Genomic DNA, 19,609 nt, shown 5'->3' on the forward strand with positions numbered 1-19,609 from the left:
GCCCTGCATCCTCAGCCCCGAGATCGCCACGCGCTCGTCGGGACTCAAATGCCGATACGTCTCTCGTCTTTCCATCGCGACACCTTACCTGGGTAGGGGTGTTGCACTTCAGAATTGAGACCGCCCCGTCAATGACGAACGCATCAGTGACGTCGCCCGCTTGGCGAGAATGTTCGACGTCTCCCAGATCGCAATGAAGTACCGGCTTCAGAACATGTGGCTGCCGGGTAAAATCTGAAAACGCCAGTACTTCTCGCCCTCAGATTTCCGGCACGACATCGTTCGCAGCTCATTCATCTGTATGGAGCGATATGGTCGATTTACCGGGTTTCAAGAAGTGCTGCTAAGAGAGGAGGTTCGTGACGTCAACCTCGATCGGCAACCCAGCCCCAATGGTGTGCTGATGCTTATCCACCGGCCCCGCGCTGTGATCCAGCTCCGCCTGTGAAGCCGGCAGCTTGGCGGAAGGCCCGCTTGAGAGCGCCGGATCCGTCGCATTGGCCGCCACGGCATCCTGATAACGCAAGGCCACGCGATGCCCCGCGACGTACCAGGCATGGGAAGGAAACTTCGATCCCTGCGCCAGGAGCCGTATCCGGTTGCCCGACGCCACCAGCGCGTACTCGCACCAGACCCACGGAACGCGATACGGCGACTTCGCCTCTTCGATGCCGACCTTGTCGGTATGGGCGCCCGCGCGGAACTTAATCAACGCGCTGACGATCACTCGATCAGCGGCTGCCACCGTCAACGTGGAACACGGATGGAGCTTGCCCGCGACGATGGCGGACTGGCCGCTGCGCTCCCCCGGATGAAAGCGTGGGTCATCGGCAATCGGCGCCAATTCGACTAGGCGGGTATCGACTTTGGACTTGTCGAACGGCGGGGTATAGCCCGGGTCCAGCACCTGATCGGTCAACGCGATGGCGGCTCCCGGTCGGATGCAGCAACTGGTCAGCGCCCTGTATTGCTGTCGCCCCCGAAAGCCACTGACATTGAGGAGATGCTGGGGCGGCTCGGGATTGGCCGTGGCCGCGAGCCCCATGACCACGCGATTCGACCAACTGACCGCAGCGCCGGCAACCATCCAGAACCCCACCTTTGGCAATGGCTTGGCGTCGATCCAGCTCACGCTGCACAACGAAATGAGGTCGTTCGGCATGGCTACCTCCTCGCATATAGATCGACGCAGTCTAGGAAGGGCTAGGCCGCTCGAACACCCCCAGTTCGTCCACCTCGGGCACTCGCCACGTCGCGGCGCAACCCGCGCTCATTTCCCGCGCTTCTTCTTCCCCCCTTGGGCGTTTCCGCCGCCGCGATTGGGATTGCCGTCTTTCCAGAGGCGCGCCTGCTCGGCGATACGGCTCAGCGATTTCGAGGTCGCCGCGTTCTGCCCATCCCCGTGACCGCCGGAGCCATGGCCGTCGACCTGACTGGCGAGTTCGCGCGTCTTCTTCACGCCGACAGACTTCTCCATCCCCTTCATGGCGTCCGGCGAGTATTTGGCCGCCTTGTTGACGCCGCGATCCTTCTTGCTCTGCGCCTTGGACGCGAGTTCCTGCTTCGTGGGGCCATTCTTCTTCCTGCCCAACTGCGCCGGCATCTCCTCCGACGGCGCCTGCAGCCGGCTGATCGCCTGCCGCTGCGCGGCCTGCCGGGGACTGTCCGCGAAACGTTGTGCCGCGACCGCTTGCACGGCCTCGTGAGCGGCAGCGGGACGGCGAGTCGGTGCCGCCTCCGCGGCGGCGTGGCGCTGAATGGTCTTCATCGGCCTAGGCTCCTGCAGAGAATCTGCACGGCCACCTTACCGACCCGCTTGGTCCTGCCCCATCAGCACGACGCTGATTTCGAGCCGGCGATCTGCTGATCCCGGCTCAGCGAGTGATGATGTCCCGATGCATCGGCGCCAGCAGCGCCAGCAAGCGGTTCTGCACCGTGAACGGCACCTTCTGCTCATCCATCGCAAGCTGCAGGTCCTCGACCAACGCGTTGAAGTCGGCCTTGTCCACGGCCAAGTGAGCGTGCGACTTCTTCATCGTCTCGCCCTCGTACGCGCAGTTCCCGCCGCTCAGCGCGCAGAACTGGCGGCGCAGCGATTCCTTCAGCGCCTTCGGATTGACGCCGTCGAACTTCTTCTGGATGCGCGGATCGGCGTACGCGCGATCGACCATGCCCTCGACGATGCGGGCGATGCCCTCTTCGCCGCCGAGGTCGCGGTACAGCGCGTCGTCCTCCGCCCAGGCCGCCAGGCCGGTCAGCAGCGCCATCGCCAGGAGCACGCGCCGCGCAAGCGCCGCCGGCCACCAGGAGTCTCGAGAAGATCGCTTCATCCGTGCCTCCGCAGATGGCCGCGCCGAGCGCCTCAATACGCGAACTGGATCGACCCGTACACGCCGCGCTGCCGTCTGGGCTGGAGACCCGGCACGACGCGCCCCAGGTCCACATAGGCCGCCGTCAGCGAGACATGCTTGTTCGGCGCCCAGGCGACGAACACATCCTTCCAGTCATCCTCGCGCAACGCGTCGCCGAGGACCGACGGATTCAACTTGTCCGGCTTCATCCGGTACTCGACGCCCACCGCCCATTGCCGGCTCAACAGATAGGCCACCGACACCTCCGGCGCCAGCGAGTAGCTCCGGCTCGCGCTCCCGCCGAAGCCCAGCAGCCCGTTCTGATTGGCGCGCGTCGCGCGCAGCGTGACGTTCACCAGCGTGCTTTGCGCAAGGAACAGCTTGCTCGCGCTCAGATAGACATCGATGCCGCTGCGCCTGGCGCCGAGCGCATCCAGCGTCGGCGCGAGACCGCCCGAGTCCAGGTGCTTGTATTCCACGCCCAGCGCGACCTGCGGCATCCAGGTGTCGGCATCCAGCACCGCGTCGCCGGCGAGGCGGATCTTGGCGCCAAGAATCGTCTGCTTGAGCCTGAGCCCCGGCAGGCCGAGCGCCGCGCCAGTGGCCGAGGCATTGAAGTCCTGCCGCGCGAGCGAGACCTCGGCGCGCTCGCCAAAGGCCACGGACGCGCCGTAGCCGGACAGGCTGTAGTCCTGCACCGGCAGCCGCGTGAAGTAGGCAGTGGCGCCGGTCTGGCCGCTGGTCGCGTAGCTGCCGGTCAGCGCCCACGGCGACAGACCGCCTCCCGCGGCGCCATCGATGCTGCTGACGCCACCGGTGAGCAACAGCTTGCCCTGCGCCTGCGCGGCGCAGGCCAGCGGCACGGCCAGAAGCAGGGGCACGATCGCTCGGAGCAGGCGCGGTGTCATGGTGGACAGGGGGCGTCGACAAGGCAAGACGAGGGGGCTTCAGCGCAAGGCCCGCCCCCCGCCGGATCTCACCAGGCGCCGGTGTTGGGCATCGAGATCCAGGGCTCGGCCGGCGGCAGCGCCGGTCCATCCTGCAGCAGCTCGATCGAAATGTTGTCGGGCGAGCGCACGAACGCCATGCGGCCGTCTCGCGGCGGGCGGTTGATCGTCACGCCGGCGTCCTTCAGGCGCTGGCACGCCGCGTAGATGTCCGGCACCGCATAAGCGACATGGCCGAAATTGCGGCCGCCGGTGTAAGTCTCGGGATCCCAGTTGTAGGTCAGCTCGATCTGGGCGTCCTCGTCGCCGGGCGCGGCCAGATAGATCAGCGTGAAGCGGCCGGCCTCGTGCTCGCTGCGGCGCACTTCCCGCAGGCCGAGCGCGTCGCGGTAGAACTTCAAGGAGGCGTCGATGTCGGTCACGCGGACCATGGTGTGCAGATACTTCATGAGCGATCGGCGGATGGCGTTGAGGGTGGGGGGAAAGGAAAAGAACGAATGCCGCATTGTGGCCGCGCCCGGCGAAATGCGAAGGGCCGGGATCGCACCCGGCCCTGGTTCACTGGCGCATGACCCTCATCGCGGTCTCAGCTCAACCGCACTTCGATCCTGCGCGGCTGCGCATGGGCGGCCTTGGGGATGCGCACCCGCAGCACGCCATGCGTCAGCTCCGCGGCGATCTGGTCGGCGTCGAGCTCCTTGCCCAGCGCGAACGCACGGCGATAGAACTGGCGCGAGACCTCGACATGACCGGCCTTCAGGCCGTCGGGCAGGTCGAGCTGGATGTCGCCTTCGATGATCAGGCGGTCGTTGTCGACGCGCAGCTGGAGCTGTTCGCGCGGCACGCCGGGGAGGTCGGCGTAGAGCGTGATGCCTTGCGCGTCCTCGATCACGTCGACGGCGGGCTGGATGGCGTAGTCGTCACGGCGGCGGGCGGCCTGCGCGGACGCGCTGGCCGAGGCGGACACCGCGTCGTCGGCGGCGGGGGTGTGAACGGCGGTCGTGCTCATGATGGGCTTTCGTCTCGAGGGGCGGATCAGTGGATGTCGATGCGGCGCGGCTGCGGCGCGGGACGGCGCTTGACGGTGACGCGCAGCACGCCGTCCTTGTAGGAGGCCGAGACCTGCTCCGGATCGATGTCGTCCGGGAGGCTGACCACGCGGCGGAACTTGCCGGCGAAGCGCTCGCGCTGATGCACCAGTGTCTTGTCGGCGGAGGCGGTGGCCTGTGCGGCGGCATCGGCTTGCGGCGCGGCAGCCTCGGAAGGCTTGGCGGTCAGCGGCGACACGCGCTCGCCGGACAGGCTCAGCACGCCACGGTCCAGATCGACGCCGACAGTGGCGGGATCCAGGCCGGGGGCGAAGGCGTAGACCTCCACCGCTTCGGGCGACAGGCCGACGTTCAGGGCCGGATAGCCGCCGCGAGCAGTGGCGCGGCCAGCGGAGAACTCGAACAGGCTGCTCATCTCGCGCTGGAAGCGGTCGAGGTCGTTGAACAGCTCACGGGCGAACAGGGGACGGGACATGCGGGGCTCCTTGGCTTCCTGCGGTGGGATCGCGGCGGGTCTGTCCGCCATGACTCCCCAGCTAGGAGCGCGAAGCCGTGCTTCAAGATCTTGAAATCAGGGGGGCCGCGTCCCCATATGCCGCGCCCGCGTCCTGCGGCGGGACCGTCTCACTTCAAGCGCAGAACATCCTGCTCGGTCACCGGCGAGGCCTGGTTACCCCAGCTCTGCCGGATCATGCTGGCCACGGCCGCCATCTCGGCCTCCGACAGCACCTGCCGCAGCGGCGGCATGCCGAAGGGCCGCGGGTGGGCCTTCGTGGCCGGCGCATAGCCGCCGCCGGCCAGCATCTGCAGCACGTTCTGCGGCGCCTCCAGCGTCACCGCGCGGTTGCCCGCCAGCGGCGGATAGGCGGGCTGTCCGCCGATGCGGCGCCCCTGCCCTTGATCGCCATGGCAATCGGCGCAGTACTTCGCATAGACCAGCCGGCCCAGGCCGAGCTGCCCCGGCGGCGCCGGCTTGAACGCCGCCTTCTGCGCTTCCTCGCGCGGCAGACCGCGCAGGTAGGCGGCCATCGCGCGGGCGTCGCCGTCGCTCAGGTGCTGCAGGCTTTCGGCGACGACGTCGGCCATCGGCCCCAGCGCCGCCGCGCGCGGCGACCAGCCGGATTGCAGCCATTGCCGGATCTCGTCCTCGGTCCAGTCCTGCACGCCCGCGGCATGCGGGTCGGCGAGCGACGGCGCGATCCAGCCCTGCACGCCCACCCAGCCGCCGCGCAGTCCGGCCGCGTCCTCGAGCGCGCCGAGCCGGTTGCGCGGCGCATGACACTCGGCGCAATGGCCGACGGCCCGCACCAGATAGCGGCCTCGCCGCGCCAGCGCCAGGCCGTCCGCCTCGGCGCCGCCGGTCGTGACGCTGGCGCCGGGCTGGTCCTGCGACGGCACGCCGCCCGGCGTGAAGTACATCAGCCGCCACACCGCGAGCGCCGTCTGCCAGCGATAGGGCCAGCCGAGCTGATGCGCCGGCGCGGTCTGCCGCACCGGCGGCAACTGCCGCAGCCACGCGAAGATCGCGTCGGCGTCCTCGCGCGACATCTCGGTGTAGCTCGTGTACGGGAAGGCCGGATAGAGCAGGCGCCCATCGCGGCTGCGGCCGTGGTGCATCGCGCGCCAGAATTCGTCGGCGCTCCAGCGTCCCAGGCCGGTCTCGGGGTCGGGCGTCAGGTTGCTGCTGAACAGGGTGCCGAACGGCGTGCCCAGCGGCAGTCCGCCCGCCATCGGCGCGCCGCCCTTGACGCTGTGGCAACCGGCGCAGTTGGCCACGCGCGCCAGATAGGCGCCGCGCTCGATCGACGCAGGCGTGGCGGCCTGCGCTTCGGACGGGATGGGGCGTGCGCCCAGCCAGGCCTCGCGCGCCCAGGCACCGGCGATGAGCAGCAGCGCCATCAACGGCAGCGCGATCAGCAGGCCGATCAGCCCGCGGACGAAGATCCGCATCGGCGCGGCGGCCGCCTGCCGCGCCTCGGTCATGGCGACAGCCCCCCGCAGGCGAGCGGCAGCCGCTCGGCCGAGGCGGGCTCCGGATGGGCGCCGGCCGGCCGCGCGGCGAGCCAGCTCGCGACCAGGGCGACGTCGTCGGTGGACAGCGCCTTGGCCACGCCGGCCATGCAGTCAGGCGCATGGGCGCGCCGCATCCCGTTGCGCCACGCACCGAGCTGACCGACGAGGTAATCACGCGGCAGCCCCAGCAAGCCGGGGATCGCGGGCTGCCGGCCCGCCATCGACGGGCCATGGCAGGCGGTGCAGGCGGGCACGCGGCGCGAGGGATCGCCCTGCAGGACGAGGCGCTCCGCGCGCGCCTGCTGCTCCGCGCTCAGCCCGGAGGGCGCGGGCGCCGGATAGGGAACATCGAGCCCGGCGAAGTAGCCGGCGATCTCGCGCAGGTAGTCGTCGCTCATGTTGCGCAGCAGCCCGGCCATCAGCGCGTGGTGGCGGCGGCCGTCGCGAAAGCTCTGCAGCTGGTTGAAGAGGTAGCCCGCCGGCTTGCCCGCCAGCCGCGGGAAGTAGCCCTGCGGCGTCGCGCGGCCCTGCGGGCCGTGGCACAAGGTGCAGGCCTGGATGCGCTCGGCGATGTCGTCCGTGAGCGGACGCAGCGGGCGCGGCCCGCTCTCGGTGGAGGACGCGGCCGAAGCCGAAGCCGAAGCCGAAGCCGAAGCCGAAGCCGAAGCCGAAGCCGAAGCCGAAACGGTAGGCGGCGCTTCGCCGGCCTGCGCGCGGGCCGGCGAAGCGGCGGACAGTCCCAGGCCCAGCGCGGCGGCGATGAGAAGGCCCGGCATCGAACGCGGGATCATCATCCGGCCATCATCGCCGATCGCCGGCACTCAACGGCGCTGGTCCGGGCCCGGCCATTGCAAGGCCGCCCAGCCGTCGCGGCCCTGATGCTTGGCCTGGTACAGCGCGCGATCGGCCAGCGCGATCAGGTCCATCGCCGGCGCCTCGCCGTCGGCCACCGTCGCCACGCCGATGCTGGTCGAGATCGCCAGCTCCGCCGGCCGCGCGGCCCGCACCGCCTCGACGATCTTGGCTGCGACCTGCTCGGCCTCCTCGGGACGGTTCAGCCCCTCGAGCACCGCGACGAACTCGTCGCCGGCGATGCGCGCCACATGGTCGCTGCCGCGCACCGCGCGCCGCAGCACCTGCGCGAATTCACGCAGCACCGTGTCGCCGACGCCGTGACCATGCGTGTCGTTGATCGACTTGAAGCGATCGATGTCCAGGAACAGCAGCGCCATCACCCGCCCTTCGCGCGCCAGGCGGCGCTGACGCGTCAGCGCGCCGCCCAGGGCCTGGTCGAACTCGCGCCGGTTCGGCAGCCCCGTCAGCGCGTCGGAACTGGCCAGCCGCGCCAGCTGCGCCTCGGCCTGCTTCATGACGGTGATGTCGATGGACAGCGTGAAGATGCCCTGCACGCGGCCGTCGGCGCCAACGTCCGGCACGTAGACCGAGCGCAGGTGGCGCTGCTTGCCGAGCATGGTCGAGGTGACCTCGAACTCCACGCGCTCACCGCCCAGCGACAGCGCCAGCTGCGCGCTGCGCTCGCCGGTGCTGGCCACGCCGAAGACCTCGTCGATGTGCAGCCCGATTGCGGCCTGCGGGTCCAGGCCGTACCAGGTGCGCAGCGTCTCGTTGGCGTAGCGCAGGCAGCGCCTGGCGTCGATGTAGGCGATGAACACCGGCAGGTTGTCGGTGACGGCCTTCATGCGGCGCTCGCTGGCGGCGACGCGCTCCTCGGCGCGCTTGCGCTCGGTGATGTCCATGGAGCAGGCATAGAAGCCCTCGAACCGGCCGCCGGAGAGCTCCGGCACGAAGCGCTGATGGAAGTGCAGCGTCTCGCCGTCGATGACCTGCTCCGCGTCGAACTCCACCGCCTCGCCGCGCAGCGCGCGCTCGAAGTAGGGCCGCATGCGCTCGGCGTTCTCGATGCCGCGCACCTTGTCCAGCGAGTGGCCGTCCAGCGTCGCCGGATCGACATGAAAGACGCGGCCGACCTCCGCGTTGGCGAAGCGCACCAGTCCCTTCGCGTCGTAGTGGCAGATCAGCGCGGGCACGTTGTCGGCGATGCCCTTGAGCCGGCGCTGTGTCCGCACCAGGTCGCGCGAACGCAGCACGAGCTGCGTCGTCGCCAGCAGGGTGAACAGCCCCAGCATCGCCAGGCCGGCGAGCATGAGCAGCTCGGTGTGGCTGGCCTCGACGCCCAGCCGTGCGCTGATGGCCGCGCGCTCGGCGCGCATGGACGAGGTCAGCTCGCCCAGCACGTCGCGCAGCTCGTCCATGTGGTGCTGGCCCTGGTCGCCCAGGATCATCTCCATCGCCTGTTCCTCGCGGCCGGAGTCGTGCAGCCGCAAGGTCTGGCTGAGCTCGCCCATCTTGAGCTGGACGAGCTCGCGCACACGCGCCAACTTGGCGGCATGGGCGGGATCCTGGTCGCGCTCGCGCAGTTCCTCGACGCGGCGGTCGAGGTTGCGCATCGCGTCGCGGTAGGGCTGCAGGTAGCTGGTGCGCTGCGTCAGCAGGTAGCCGCGCTGGCCGGTCTCGGCGTTGAGCAGGTCCTCCATCAGCGTGGTCATCGCCGGCAGCACGTTGTTGATGTAGTCGGCGCGGCGCAGGTCTTCCAGCGTCGCGCGGGCGCGCCAGGCCAGCATGGTGACGATCACCGCCATCGCCGCCAGCGCCACCATCAGCAGTCCCACGCCGCGACCCAGGCTGCTGCGATGGATCTGCTCGGCGGAGGCGCGCATGCGACGTCTGTGTCGGATCGTTCCCGGCCGCGGGCGCGGCGGGTGCTGCGGGCGATTATGGGCGCCAGCGTGCGCGCTGCGTCAAGCTGGCATCGGCCCCGGTAGAGCGCTCACGCGGGCGTGCGACAGTCCGGGGATGTCTTCGTCCCCGCTTTCCCCGTCGGCGCCCGGCCGGCTCCCGCTGCTGCGCCCGCCCGATCCGCACGGCCACGCCAAGGTCAGCTTCGTCGAGCTGTTCTTCGACCTCGTCTTCGTCTTCGCCGTCACGCAGCTGTCGCACACGCTGATCGGGCACTTCTCGCTGGCCGGGGTGCTGCAGACCGGCTTCCTGATGCTGGCGGTGTGGTGGGTCTGGATCTTCACGTCCTGGGTGACCAACTGGCTCGACCCGGAGCGCCTTCCGGTGCGGCTGTGCCTGTTCGCGATCATGCTGGCCGGGCTGCTGATGTCGGCGGCGCTGCCGCAGGCCTTCGGCGAACGGGCCCTGATGTTCGCCGGCTCCTTCGCGGCGATCCAGGTTGGCCGCACGCTGTTCTTCCTCTGGGCGGTGCGGGGGGCCGAGCGCCCGATGGTGCGCAACTTCCAGCGCATCGGCGCGTGGCTGTCGGCGACGGCGGTGCTGTGGATCGCCGGCGCGCTGCATGAACCGCTGCGCGTGCCGCTGTGGCTGGCGGCGCTCGCGATCGAGTACGTCGGCCCATCGGCCGGCTTCTTCGTGCCGGGGCTGGGGCGCTCGACGACCTCGGACTGGAACGTCTCCGGCGGTCACCTGGCCGAGCGCTGCGCGCTGTTCGTGATCATCGCGCTGGGCGAGTCGCTGCTGGTGACCGGCGCGACCTTCGCGGCTGAGCCGCTGACGCCGATCGGCGTGCTGGCCTTCCTGGTGTCCTTCGCCGGCAGCCTGGTGATGTGGTGGCTGTACTTCGACACCACCAACGACTTCGCCTCCGGCCGCATCGCCCGCAGCGACGACCCGGGCCGGCTGGCGCGGCTGGCCTACACCTACCTGCACCTGCCGATCGTGGCCGGGATCATCGTCAACGCGGCGGCGGACGAATTCGTGCTCGCCCACCCGTCCGGCCACACCGACCTGCGCACGGCGGTCTGCCTGCTCGGCGGCGTGGGGCTGTACGCGATCGGCGTGGGGCTGTTCAAGCGTGCGGTGGTCGGGCGCTGGCCGTGGTCGCACGGGCTGGCGGCGCTGCTGCTGGCGGCGGCCGGCCCCTTCGTGCACGACTGGCCGGCCGTGGCCACCAGCGCCTTCGCCTGCGCCGTGCTGGCCGCGCTGGCAGCCTGGGAGCGGGCGTCGCGGGCGGCGTGTCTCGTGCCCGACAGCGCGGCCGGGGAGACCGAACCTAGCATCGGACCATGAGCGCTTCCTCTTCCACCGCCAAGTTCATCGCGAGGTTCATCGCCGAACCGCACCCGGCCGATGCCTTGTTCCCGCCGGCCGCGCGGCGTCTGAGCGTCGAGGTCGAGCCCGGCGTGCGCATCCACGCGCGCGTCTGCGGCGAGGGGCCGCCGCTGCTGCTGATCCACGGCCATCCGCAGACACTGGCGATCTGGCACCGCGTGCTGCCGGCGCTGGCGGCGCGGTTCAGCGTCGTGATGCCGGATCTGCGCGGTTATGGCGATTCGTCCAAGCCCGCGGGCGCGGCGGACCACGCGAACTACAGCAAGCGGAGCATGGCACTGGACCTGATCGGCGTGATGGCGGCGCTGGGGCACACGCGTTTCCCCGTGCTCGCGCACGACCGCGGCGCGCGGGTGGCGCACCGGATGGCGGCGGACCATCCGGCAGCGGTCGAGCGGCTGGCGCTGCTGGACATCGCGCCGACGCTGGCGATGTACGAGCAGACGACCGAGGCCTTCGCGCGGGCGTATTGGCATTGGTTCTTCCTGATCCAGCCGGCGCCCATGCCGGAGCGGCTGATCGAGGCCGACCCTGCCGCCTATGCGCGGGACACGATGGGGCGGCGGCATGCGGGCCAGGCCGTCTTCGACCCGCGCGCGTTCGTGGAGTACCAGCGGGCGTTGTCGCTGCCCGGCACCGCGCACGGCATGTGCGAGGACTATCGCGCCGCGGCGGGCATCGATCTCGAGCATGACCGGGCGGATCGCGACGCCGGCTTCAAGCTGGCGATGCCGCTGCGGGTCTACTGGGGCGCGCAGGGCGTGGTGGCCAAGTGCTTCGATCCGCTGGGGGAATGGCGGCGCGTCGCTTCGGACGTCGACGGCGAGGCCCTGCCCTGCGGCCACTACATCCCCGAGGAGGCGCCCGACGCGCTGCTGGCGGCGGTGATGCCGTTCCTGCGCGAAGGGCTTTGACGCGGCCGGCGCCGCGCCCGTTACGCTGCGTCCGTTGACGACATCCGGAGTGAAGGCATGGACAAGCTGGTCGCCCTTGGGCAGTTGGCGGGCGGCGCGGTGCTGTGGATCGCGGCGGTGGTCGCCGGTTTCAATGCGCTGAAGCCCTTGATCGGCGCGGCGGAGAACGCCTCCGCGCCGGCCGGGGCCGGCGGCGCCCTCGTGATCGTGCTGCTGCTCGCTGGCGTGGGCATGTGGTTGATGCGCGCCGGATGGCGCCGGTTCCGCGCTCGGGCCCGCGGGCATTGCTGAACGGCGCTCCTCACGCCGCCAGGGCCAGCGGACGGATCTCGCGTTTGATGAGTCGGCCTGCGGTCTTCTCGGCCCGCCGCAGGTCGTAGGCCGATTGCAGATTGAGCCACCCCTGCGCGTCGCTGCCGAAGTAGCGCTCCAGCCGCAGGGCGGTGTCTGGCGACACGCTGCGCTGGCCATCGACGATCTCGCGCAATCGCGAATAAGGCACGTGCAGCGCCTTGGACAACGCATGAACACTGATGCCCATCGGCTTGATGTAATCCTCGAAGAGGATCTCTCCCGGATGGATCGGGCGCATTCCGTTCCTGAACATTGCTTACCTCGTTCGTCCTAGCTCGTATGCGATCACTGTCGGCCGTATCTGAGGACCGGTTCCCTATCGCTCAATGTGGATCCTCGATCCTCACGTCGTAAGGGCCTTCTTCTCCCCACTTGAACGTCAGCCGCCATTGATCGTTGATTCTGACGTGCCAAGCGCCGCCGTACCACTTCATGTCGTTTCCCGGCGGCGTTCGCATGAACTCGACCGCCGGCGCCGCGTCGAGCTGCGCCAACTTGCGCTCTGCCGGGCCCTTCACGTTCACGAAGCGCGACGTGCGCCCGGACGTGAAAAGGCGTTCGGTCTCCCGGCACGCGAAGGATTGGATCGACATCCAACCAAGTTATCGATCGAGCCCCTCCTCCTCAACGAAGGGAGTTTGCGTAAATGCGCTCTGCGCTACCTGCTGCAAGTGGTGGCGACAGCAGGAACCTCTGCTGCCAAACTCGCTTGACTGGTCTGCTCCCGCATCAAGTGATTCATGCCTCAAACGAAAAAAGGGCGTGCATCCCTGCACGCCCAAAGGGGCACCGGTCATGGACCGATCGCGAATGAACGGGGCCGGGTCTTGCCCGGCCGCGGCTCAGGCTGGCGTGTTCTGCCAGCCGCCGCCCAGCGCGCGGACCAGTCCGACCGTCGCCTGGTACTGAGCCGCCTGCACCTGCAGCGCCGCGCGGCGGTTGCGCAGCTCGCTGCGGCGCGCGTCGAGCAGGTCGAGCTGGCTCACCAGCCCGTTGCGATAGCGCGAGTCCGACAGCGCCGTCGCCCGCGCCGACGACTGCACCGCCTGCCCTTGCACCTGCGCCTGCTGCGACAAGGTCTGCAGCCCCACCAGCGAGTCCTCGACCTCCCGCAGCGCCTGCAGCAGCTGCTGGCGGTAGCTCGACATCGCCAGGTCCAGGCCCGCCGTCGCCGACTCCACGCCCGCCTTGCGGCGGCCGCCGTCGAAGATCGGCAGCGACAGCAGCGCATCCACCGACCACGCCCGCGCCGACCACTTGAAGACATCGCTCAGCTCGGGCGAGGCATAGCCGCCATTGGCCGTCAGCGCCAGGCTCGGGAACCACGCGGCCTGCGCCACGCCCACCCGCGCCTGCGCCGCCAGCAGGCTGCGCTGCGCCGCCGCCACGTCCGGACGGCGCGCCAGCATCGCGCTCGGCAGCCCCGCCGGGATCGCCGGCAGCGCTGACAGCGACACGTCCTCCGCCACGCGGAAGCCCGACGCCGGCTCGCCCAGCAGCACCGCCAGCGCGTTCTCCAGCTCGGCGCGGCGGCGGTCCAGGCTGATCGCCTCGGCCTCCGTCGCGGCGACTTCCGTCTGCACCCGCGCCAGGTCCAGCTCCGCCACGTCGCCCGCCTGGTAGCGGCGCTGCGTCAGCGCCAGCGTCTCGCGATAGGCCGCGACGGTGTCGCGCACCAGCCGCCGCTCCTGATCGGCGAAACGCAGCGCCAGATAGGTCTGCGCCACGTCCGCCTGCACCATCAGCCGCGTGCTCTGCAGCAGCGCCTCGCGCGATTGCGCGTCCAGCGAGGCCGCGCGGCTCGCCTGCGACAGGCGGCCGGAGATGTCGACCTCCCAGCTCGCGGCCAGGCCGGCGTTCCAGACCGTCGTCGCGGCCGGGCCCTGCCCCGCCACGGTGCCGCGGGCCGCGCCGGCGCTGGCGCCGACCTGCGGCAGCCGGTCCGCGTCGGCGCTGCGCAGCAGCGCCCGCGCCTGCGCCAGCCGCGCCGCCGCGCCCTGCAGGTCGGTGTTGCCCGCCAGCGAGCGGCGGATCAGATCGTTCAGCGTCGCATCACCGAACGCGAGCCACCAATCGCCGCGCGGCTCGGCATCGGCCGGCGGCACCACGGCCCAGCGGGCCTCGCCCACCGCCGCCGTCGCATCCGACTTCCAGCCCGCCGGCGTCGCCGGCAGCTTTGTCTCGTCGATCGGGGGCGGCGTCGCGCAACCGGCCAGCACCAGCGCGGCCAGCAGCGTCGTCATCATCAGTTTGGTTCTCATGGCATCGAATCCTCAGTCGTGCTCGTGACGCGGTGCCGCCGGGTGCGGACGCGCATTGCCGCCCGGGCCGAAGTCGTGGCCGGCGCCCTGCTCGGGCTGCACGAAGGCCTCGACGTCATGCGGCACCTCGCCGTGCTGTTTCAGCGGCCGGTTGCCGGTCAGGCGGCGCACCACCACATAGAACACCGGCGTCAGGAACAGGCCGAAGGCCGTCACGCCGATCATCCCGGCGAACACCGCCACGCCCATCGCGTTGCGCATCTCGGCGCCCGCGCCGTGCGCCAGCACCAGCGGCAGCACGCCCATCACGAACGCCATCGACGTCATCAGGATCGGGCGCAGACGCAGCCGGCTCGCCTCGATCGCCGCCTGCAGCGGACTGCGGCCGGCGAACTCCAGCTCGCGGGCGAACTCCACGATCAGGATCGCGTTCTTCGCCGACAAGCCCACCAGCACGATCAACCCGATCTGCGTGAAGACGTTGTTGTCGCCCTTGCTCAGCCACACGCCCGTCATCGCCGCGAGCAGACCCATCGGCACGATCAGGATGATCGCCACCGGCAGGGACAGGCTCTCGTACTGCGCCGCCAGCACCAGGAACACCAGCAGGATCGCGAGCGGGAACACCCACACCGCGGAGTTGCCGGCCAGGATCTCCTGGTAGGTCAGCTCGGTCCATTCGTAGCTGATGCCCGGGGGCAGCGTCTCCGCCGCGATGCGTGCGATCGCGTCCTGCGCCTGGCCGGTCGAGTAGCCCGGGGCCGGGCCGCCGTTGATGTCGGCGGACAGGAAGCCGTTGTAGCGCATCGCGCGTTCCGGACCGAAGCTCGGCTCCACCTTCATCAGCGCCGACAGCGGCACCATCTCGCCCGAGGCCGAGCGCACCTTCAGCAGACCGACGTCCTCGGCGCGCGCGCGGTAGGCGGCATCCGCCTGCACCCGCACCGTGTAGGTCCGGCCGAACTTGTTGAAGTCGTTGACGTAGAGCGAGCCCAGGTAGATCTGCATCGTGTCGAACACGTCCGTCACCGCGACGCCCAGCTGGCGCGCCTTGGTGCGGTCCAGGTCCGCGTAGAGCTGCGGCACGTTCACCTGGTAGCTGGTGAACAGACCCGCCAGCTCCGGCGTCTTCTGCGCCTTGGCCATGAAGGCCTTGACCGCCTGGTCCAGCGCCTCGTAGCCCAGGCCGCCCTTGTCCTCGAGCTGCAGCTTGAAGCCGCCGGTCGTGCCCAGGCCCTGCACCGGCGGGGGCGGGAACATCACGACGAAGGCGTCCTGGATCTGCGCGAACTGCGCGTTCATGTTGCCCGCGATCTCGCCCGCCGACAGGCCCTTGCCGGTGCGCTGGTCGAAGGACTTGAGCGACGCGAACACGATGCCCGAGTTGGAGCTGTTGGTGAAGCCGTTGATCGACAGGCCCGGGAAGGAGATGGCGTGCTCCACGCCCGGCGTCTTCATCGCGATCTCGCTCATGCGGCGGATCACGTCCTCGGTGCGGTCCAGCGTGGCGCCGTCGGGCAGCGTCGCGAAGCCGATCAGGTACTGCTTGTCCTGCGCCGGCACGAAGCCGCTGGGCACCGCCTTGAACAGGCCCGCCGTCAGGCCCAGCAACGCGCCGTAGATCACCAGCATGATGACCTTGCGCGAGATCGCCTTGGTCACGCCGCCGCTGTAGGCCTTGGCGCCGCGGTTGAACAGCTTGTTGAAGCCACCGAAGAAGCGGCCCAGCACCTTGTCCATCGCGCGGGTCAGCCAGTCCTTGGGCGCGTCATGGCCCTTGAGCAGCATCGCGGCCAGCGCGGGCGACAGCGTCAGCGAGTTGATCGCCGAGATCACCGTCGACATCGCGATCGTCAGCGCGAACTGCTTGTAGAACTGGCCCGTCAGGCCGGTGATGAAGGCCAGCGGCACGAACACGGCCACCAGCACCAGCGCGATCGCGATGATCGGGCCCGAGACCTCGCGCATCGCGCGGTAGGTCGCGTCTCGTGGACTGAGGCCGGACTCGATGTTGCGCTCCACGTTCTCGACCACCACGATCGCGTCGTCGACCACGATGCCGATGGCCAGCACCAGGCCGAACAGCGACAGCGCGTTGATCGAGAAACCGAACAGGTGCATCACCGCGAAGGTGCCGATGATCGAGATCGGCACGGCCAGCAGCGGGATGATGGACGCGCGCCAGGTCTGCAGGAACAGGATCACCACCAGCACGACCAGCGCCACCGCTTCGAGCAGCGTGTGGATCACCGACTCGATGGACGCCCGCACGAACTGCGTCGGGTCATAGACGATCGAATAGTCGACACCTTCGGGCATCGCCTTCTTGAGCTCGGCCATCGTGGCGCGCACGTTGTTGGAGATCTCGATCGCGTTGGAGCCCGGCGCCTGGAAGATCGGGATCGCCACCGCGGACTTGTTGTCCAGCAGCGAGCGCAGCGCGTATTCCGATGCGCCCAGCTCGATGCGGCCCAGGTCGCGCAGCCGCGTCACCTGGCCGTTGGCACCCGACTTGACGATGATGTCGCCGAACTCCTGCTCGCTGTTCAGGCGGCCCTGCGCGTTGATCGGCAGCTGCAGGTCGATGCCCTGCAGGCCGGGCGACGCGCCGACCACGCCGGCCGCGGCCTGCACGTTCTGCTCGCGGATCGCCTGGACCACGTCGCTGGCCGACAGGCCATGCTCGGCGACCTTCTGCGGGTCCAGCCAGATGCGCATCGAGTAGTCGCCCGAACCGAACAGCTGCACCTGCCCCACGCCTTGGATCCGCGCCAGGCGGTCCTTGACGTTGAGCACCGCGTAGTTGCGCAGGTAGGTCATGTCGTAGCGGTCGTTGGGCGAGAGCAGGTGCACGACCATGGTCAGGTCGGGGCTGCTCTTGACCGTCGTCAGGCCCAGGCGGCGGACTTCCTCGGGCAGGCGCGGCTCGGCCTGCGAGACGCGGTTCTGCACCAGCTGCTGGGCCTTGTCCGGGTCGGTGCCCAGCTTGAAGGTGACCGTCAGCGTCATGAGGCCGTCGGTGGTGGCCTGGCTGCCCATGTAGAGCATGCCTTCCACGCCGTTGATCGATTCCTCGAGCGGCGTGGCCACGGCTTCGGCGATGACCTTGGGGTTCGCGCCGGGGTACTGCGCGCGGACCACCACCTGGGGCGGCACGACCTCGGGGTATTCCGAGATCGGCAGCACCCGCACCGCGAGCAGGCCCGCGACGAAGATCAGCACCGACAGCACGCCCGCGAAGATCGGGCGGTCGATGAAGAATTTGGAGAGATTCATGTCAGTCTTTCAGATCGACTGTGAGCGGCGAGGGGCGGGACGGTCCGATCAGGACTTGTCCGCCTTCCCCTCGCCTTCCTTGGCTTGCACGTCCTTGGCCGCGCCGGACCTGGCCTGCATCTCGGCCTTGGCGTTCATCGGCACGACGGTGGGCGCCACCAGCGCGCCCGGGCGCACCCGCTGCAGGCCGTTGACGACGACGCGCTCGTTGGCCTTCAGGCCGCTGGTCACGACGCGCAGGCCGTCGACGTTGGCGCCGAGCTGCACCTCGCGGTAGCTCAGCGTGTTGTCCGCGCCGACCACCATCACGAAGCGCTTGCTCTGGTCGGTGCCGACCGCGCGCTCGTTGACGAGCACCGCCGGACGCGACTTGGCCTGGCCCAGGCGGATGCGGGCGAACTGGCCCGGGATCAGCGCGCCGTCCTTGTTGTCCAGCACCGCGCGCACGCGCACCGTGCCGCTCCTGGCATCAACCTGGTTGTCGATCAGCTGCAGCTTGCCGTTGAACGGCGTGTCGGCGGTCGCGGCGGTGCCGATCTGCACGGGGATGCTCGAGAGGTCGCCCGCGGCGCCCGCCCCGCCCTTGGCGTTGCCATGCAGCTCGTTCAGCGCGCGGGCGACGGTGCGCTCGTCGGCGTCGAAGCTGGCGTAGATCGGGCTGACCGAGACCAGCGTCGTCAGCACCGGCGCGCCGGGGCCGGCGGCCACCAGGTTGCCCTGCGTGACTTCCAGCTTGCCGACGCGGCCGGCGACCGGCGCGCGCACCTGCGTGTAACCCAGGTTCAGCTTGGCCGACTGCAGCGCCGCCTGCGCCGCGCGCAGGTTGGCGTTGGCCTCGTTGAAGGCGTTGCTGCGCTCGTCGAGCTCACGCTGAGCGATGGCGCGCTCGCTCCACAGGCGCGTGGAGCGCTCCAGCTCGCTCTTCGTGTAGCTGACGCGGGCCTGCGCGGCCAGCACCTGCGCCTCGGCGCGATCGACTTCGGCCTGATAGGGCGCGGGGTCGATGGTGATCAGCAGCTCGCCGGCCTTGACCAGCGCGCCTTCGCGGAAGTGCACCGACTGCACCGCGCCGGAGACGCGGGCCCGCACGTCGACGCGCTCGACGGCCTCCAGGCGGCCCGAGAACTCGTCCCACGCGGCCACGTCCTGGCTTGCGACGGTGGCGACGGACACGGGGATCGCCTGCGGCGCCCCCGACGGTTGGTTCGCGACCGCCTGCTGGCTGTGCAGGCCGACGACGACGGCCCCGGCGACCGCGGCGACAGCGGTCAGTGAAGTGGCAAAGATCTTCTTGTTCATGGTGGTGCTCCGTGGACGGGGGTAGACGTTGGGAGTTCTCGGGCGGCCTCAGGCCGGTTGGAGCCGGGCCGGGCCGGCGGGTGGGATCAGGGACAGGAAATCGGCGAGCCGCTGGCGCAGCGCCACGGCCCAGGGCAGTTGCAGCACCGACAGCGAGCTCAGCTTCATCAGGCTGCAGGGCCAGCCGCTGGGCCCGGCGATCAGCGCCTGCTGGACCTGCACGCCGGCGCGCTTCATCGCGCGGGCATAGGCGAACGTCTCGTCGCGCATCGGGTCGTCGTCGCTGCTGACGACCAGCGCCGGTGCCAGGCCCGCCAGGCGGCTGGTGTTGGCGGGCGCGGCGTAGGGGTGGTCGCCGTCCTCGCACTGGCCGAGATAGGCGCGCCAGCCATGGGACCAGCGGCACTCGCCGTAGCCGGCCTCGGCCTGGCGCAGCGAGGCCGTCGCCAGGCAGGGATTGAGCATCGGCCCGATCAGGATCTGGCCGGCGAGCTTGCGGTGGCCCTGGTCGCGCGCCATCAGCGCCAGCGCGGCGGCCAGGTTGCCGCCGGCCTCCTCGCCGGCGACCAGCAGCGGGGCGCCCTTGCCGGACAGCCGGGCGCGCGCCTTGTGCAGGCCGGCCAGCAGCGCGTCCAGCGTCTTGAGCGCGGCGGGGAAGACGTGATCGCGGCCGGTCGGGTAGTCGACGTCCACCACCACGGCGCCCGCGTCGGCGAGCAGGCGCGACACCAGCTCGCCGCTGTCCAGGTCGCCGGTGGTGAAGGCGCCGCCGTGCAGGTGCATGACGACCGGCGCATCCTTGCGGCGGGCCGCGCCCTTGTACACGCGCACCGGCACGGCGCCGTCGCCGGCGGGCAGGAGGTCGTCGTGGCAGGAGGTCAGCGGCAGCGCATCCATGGCAGGAGCAAAGGCCTGCTCCGCGTGGGGGCAGGCCGGTTCATGTTGCAATGCAGCGAAATTTAGGGATCGGACGCCGTCCGATAAACAGGGCCC

19 protein-coding genes are annotated in these 19,609 nt (G+C 70.0%); 3 read left to right on the forward strand and 16 right to left on the reverse strand.

All coding sequences use genetic code 11. From position 1 onward, the window contains the following. Positions 1-343: 343 nt before the first annotated feature. From ABDW61_RS08275 to ABDW61_RS08320, 10 genes are all read right to left on the reverse strand, one after another. Positions 344-1,162 carry a hypothetical protein gene (locus ABDW61_RS08275; protein WP_343637971.1) on the reverse strand — a complete coding sequence of 273 codons (819 nt, stop codon included), beginning with the start codon at positions 1,160-1,162 and terminating at the stop codon, positions 344-346. Between the two features lie 108 nt (positions 1,163-1,270). After that, positions 1,271-1,696, reverse strand: coding sequence for a hypothetical protein (locus tag ABDW61_RS08280; RefSeq protein ID WP_343637972.1), 426 nt, complete (start codon positions 1,694-1,696; stop codon positions 1,271-1,273). Between the two features lie 178 nt (positions 1,697-1,874). Continuing rightward, positions 1,875-2,330, reverse strand: a complete 456-nt coding sequence (locus tag ABDW61_RS08285; RefSeq protein WP_343637973.1) for a group 1 truncated hemoglobin — start codon at positions 2,328-2,330, stop codon at positions 1,875-1,877. Positions 2,331-2,362: 32 nt separating this feature from the next. Continuing rightward, positions 2,363-3,232, reverse strand: coding sequence for a DUF3034 family protein (locus ABDW61_RS08290; RefSeq protein WP_343637974.1), 870 nt, complete (start codon positions 3,230-3,232; stop codon positions 2,363-2,365). Between the two features lie 95 nt (positions 3,233-3,327). Continuing rightward, positions 3,328-3,747 carry a VOC family protein gene (locus ABDW61_RS08295; RefSeq protein WP_343637975.1) on the reverse strand — a complete coding sequence of 140 codons (420 nt, stop codon included), beginning with the start codon at positions 3,745-3,747 and terminating at the stop codon, positions 3,328-3,330. A gap of 137 nt (positions 3,748-3,884) precedes the next feature. After that, entirely contained in the window at positions 3,885-4,307 is a 423-nt protein-coding gene (locus ABDW61_RS08300) for an Hsp20/alpha crystallin family protein (RefSeq protein WP_343637976.1), read from the reverse strand. Positions 4,308-4,333: 26 nt separating this feature from the next. Next, entirely contained in the window at positions 4,334-4,822 is a 489-nt protein-coding gene (locus ABDW61_RS08305) for an Hsp20/alpha crystallin family protein (RefSeq protein WP_343637977.1), read from the reverse strand. A 149-nt stretch (positions 4,823-4,971) separates the two neighbouring features. Further along, the gene (locus tag ABDW61_RS08310; RefSeq protein WP_343637978.1) at positions 4,972-6,330 is read right to left on the reverse strand and encodes a c-type cytochrome; all 1,359 of its coding nucleotides are present in this window, start codon (positions 6,328-6,330) and stop codon (positions 4,972-4,974) included. Continuing rightward, positions 6,327-7,136 (reverse strand): cytochrome C, encoded by an 810-nt coding sequence (locus ABDW61_RS08315; RefSeq protein WP_343637979.1) that lies wholly within the window; start codon positions 7,134-7,136, stop codon positions 6,327-6,329. Before ABDW61_RS08315 ends, ABDW61_RS08310 begins: the two co-directional genes overlap by 4 nt. A gap of 45 nt (positions 7,137-7,181) precedes the next feature. Next, positions 7,182-9,098, reverse strand: coding sequence for a diguanylate cyclase (locus ABDW61_RS08320; protein WP_343637980.1), 1,917 nt, complete (start codon positions 9,096-9,098; stop codon positions 7,182-7,184). A 136-nt stretch (positions 9,099-9,234) separates the two neighbouring features. Between ABDW61_RS08320 and ABDW61_RS08325 the strand changes: the two genes are divergently transcribed. Genes ABDW61_RS08325 through ABDW61_RS08335 form a run of 3 tightly spaced genes read left to right on the forward strand, consistent with a single transcriptional unit; the run spans position 9,235 to position 11,717 of the window. Further along, positions 9,235-10,470: a low temperature requirement protein A gene (locus ABDW61_RS08325; RefSeq protein ID WP_343637981.1), complete on the forward strand. Its 1,236-nt coding sequence runs from the start codon at positions 9,235-9,237 to the stop codon at positions 10,468-10,470. Then, the gene (locus ABDW61_RS08330) at positions 10,467-11,426 is read left to right on the forward strand and encodes an alpha/beta hydrolase (protein WP_343637982.1); all 960 of its coding nucleotides are present in this window, start codon (positions 10,467-10,469) and stop codon (positions 11,424-11,426) included. Before ABDW61_RS08325 ends, ABDW61_RS08330 begins: the two co-directional genes overlap by 4 nt. A gap of 57 nt (positions 11,427-11,483) precedes the next feature. After that, positions 11,484-11,717 (forward strand): hypothetical protein, encoded by a 234-nt coding sequence (locus tag ABDW61_RS08335; RefSeq protein ID WP_343637983.1) that lies wholly within the window; start codon positions 11,484-11,486, stop codon positions 11,715-11,717. Positions 11,718-11,727: 10 nt separating this feature from the next. On the opposite strand, the gene ABDW61_RS08340 is transcribed toward ABDW61_RS08335, so the two are convergent. The 6 genes from ABDW61_RS08340 to ABDW61_RS08365 all read right to left on the reverse strand — a co-directional run bounded on the left by ABDW61_RS08340 (position 11,728) and on the right by ABDW61_RS08365 (position 19,513). Next, positions 11,728-12,033, reverse strand: a complete 306-nt coding sequence (locus ABDW61_RS08340) for a HigA family addiction module antitoxin (RefSeq protein WP_343637984.1) — start codon at positions 12,031-12,033, stop codon at positions 11,728-11,730. Positions 12,034-12,103: 70 nt separating this feature from the next. Further along, complete coding sequence (locus ABDW61_RS08345) at positions 12,104-12,373, reverse strand: type II toxin-antitoxin system RelE/ParE family toxin (protein ID WP_343637985.1); 270 nt, start codon at positions 12,371-12,373, stop codon at positions 12,104-12,106. A gap of 249 nt (positions 12,374-12,622) precedes the next feature. Then, positions 12,623-14,041, reverse strand: a complete 1,419-nt coding sequence (locus ABDW61_RS08350) for an efflux transporter outer membrane subunit (protein ID WP_343637986.1) — start codon at positions 14,039-14,041, stop codon at positions 12,623-12,625. Positions 14,042-14,053: 12 nt separating this feature from the next. After that, complete coding sequence (locus ABDW61_RS08355) at positions 14,054-17,317, reverse strand: efflux RND transporter permease subunit (protein ID WP_343637987.1); 3,264 nt, start codon at positions 17,315-17,317, stop codon at positions 14,054-14,056. Positions 17,318-17,365: 48 nt separating this feature from the next. Then, positions 17,366-18,616, reverse strand: coding sequence for an efflux RND transporter periplasmic adaptor subunit (locus ABDW61_RS08360; RefSeq protein WP_343637988.1), 1,251 nt, complete (start codon positions 18,614-18,616; stop codon positions 17,366-17,368). Positions 18,617-18,664: 48 nt separating this feature from the next. After that, entirely contained in the window at positions 18,665-19,513 is an 849-nt protein-coding gene (locus ABDW61_RS08365; protein WP_343637989.1) for an alpha/beta hydrolase fold domain-containing protein, read from the reverse strand. Positions 19,514-19,609: the final 96 nt, after the last annotated feature.

The sequence above is a fragment of the Roseateles sp. genome (assembly GCF_039595595.1).
In the GTDB taxonomy this organism is placed as follows: domain Bacteria; phylum Pseudomonadota; class Gammaproteobacteria; order Burkholderiales; family Burkholderiaceae_C; genus Roseateles.

Excerpts from the sequence above, each read along its gene's own strand:
- ABDW61_RS08345 (WP_343637985.1), bottom strand. The coding sequence starts at position 12,373 with ATGTCGATCCAATCCTTCGCGTGCCGGGAGACCGAACGCCTTTTCACG.
- ABDW61_RS08275 (WP_343637971.1), bottom strand. The coding sequence starts at position 1,162 with ATGCCGAACGACCTCATTTCGTTGTGCAGCGTGAGCTGGATCGACGCC.
- ABDW61_RS08295 (WP_343637975.1), bottom strand. The coding sequence starts at position 3,747 with ATGAAGTATCTGCACACCATGGTCCGCGTGACCGACATCGACGCCTCC.
- ABDW61_RS08340 (WP_343637984.1), bottom strand. The coding sequence starts at position 12,033 with ATGTTCAGGAACGGAATGCGCCCGATCCATCCGGGAGAGATCCTCTTC.
- ABDW61_RS08320 (WP_343637980.1), bottom strand. The coding sequence starts at position 9,098 with ATGCGCGCCTCCGCCGAGCAGATCCATCGCAGCAGCCTGGGTCGCGGC.
- ABDW61_RS08325 (WP_343637981.1), top strand. The coding sequence starts at position 9,235 with ATGTCTTCGTCCCCGCTTTCCCCGTCGGCGCCCGGCCGGCTCCCGCTG.
- ABDW61_RS08355 (WP_343637987.1), bottom strand. The coding sequence starts at position 17,317 with ATGAATCTCTCCAAATTCTTCATCGACCGCCCGATCTTCGCGGGCGTG.
- ABDW61_RS08305 (WP_343637977.1), bottom strand. The coding sequence starts at position 4,822 with ATGTCCCGTCCCCTGTTCGCCCGTGAGCTGTTCAACGACCTCGACCGC.
- ABDW61_RS08285 (WP_343637973.1), bottom strand. The coding sequence starts at position 2,330 with ATGAAGCGATCTTCTCGAGACTCCTGGTGGCCGGCGGCGCTTGCGCGG.
- ABDW61_RS08365 (WP_343637989.1), bottom strand. The coding sequence starts at position 19,513 with ATGGATGCGCTGCCGCTGACCTCCTGCCACGACGACCTCCTGCCCGCC.
- ABDW61_RS08360 (WP_343637988.1), bottom strand. The coding sequence starts at position 18,616 with ATGAACAAGAAGATCTTTGCCACTTCACTGACCGCTGTCGCCGCGGTC.
- ABDW61_RS08335 (WP_343637983.1), top strand. The coding sequence starts at position 11,484 with ATGGACAAGCTGGTCGCCCTTGGGCAGTTGGCGGGCGGCGCGGTGCTG.
- ABDW61_RS08310 (WP_343637978.1), bottom strand. The coding sequence starts at position 6,330 with ATGACCGAGGCGCGGCAGGCGGCCGCCGCGCCGATGCGGATCTTCGTC.
- ABDW61_RS08300 (WP_343637976.1), bottom strand. The coding sequence starts at position 4,307 with ATGAGCACGACCGCCGTTCACACCCCCGCCGCCGACGACGCGGTGTCC.
- ABDW61_RS08350 (WP_343637986.1), bottom strand. The coding sequence starts at position 14,041 with ATGAGAACCAAACTGATGATGACGACGCTGCTGGCCGCGCTGGTGCTG.
- ABDW61_RS08330 (WP_343637982.1), top strand. The coding sequence starts at position 10,467 with ATGAGCGCTTCCTCTTCCACCGCCAAGTTCATCGCGAGGTTCATCGCC.
- ABDW61_RS08315 (WP_343637979.1), bottom strand. The coding sequence starts at position 7,136 with ATGCCGGGCCTTCTCATCGCCGCCGCGCTGGGCCTGGGACTGTCCGCC.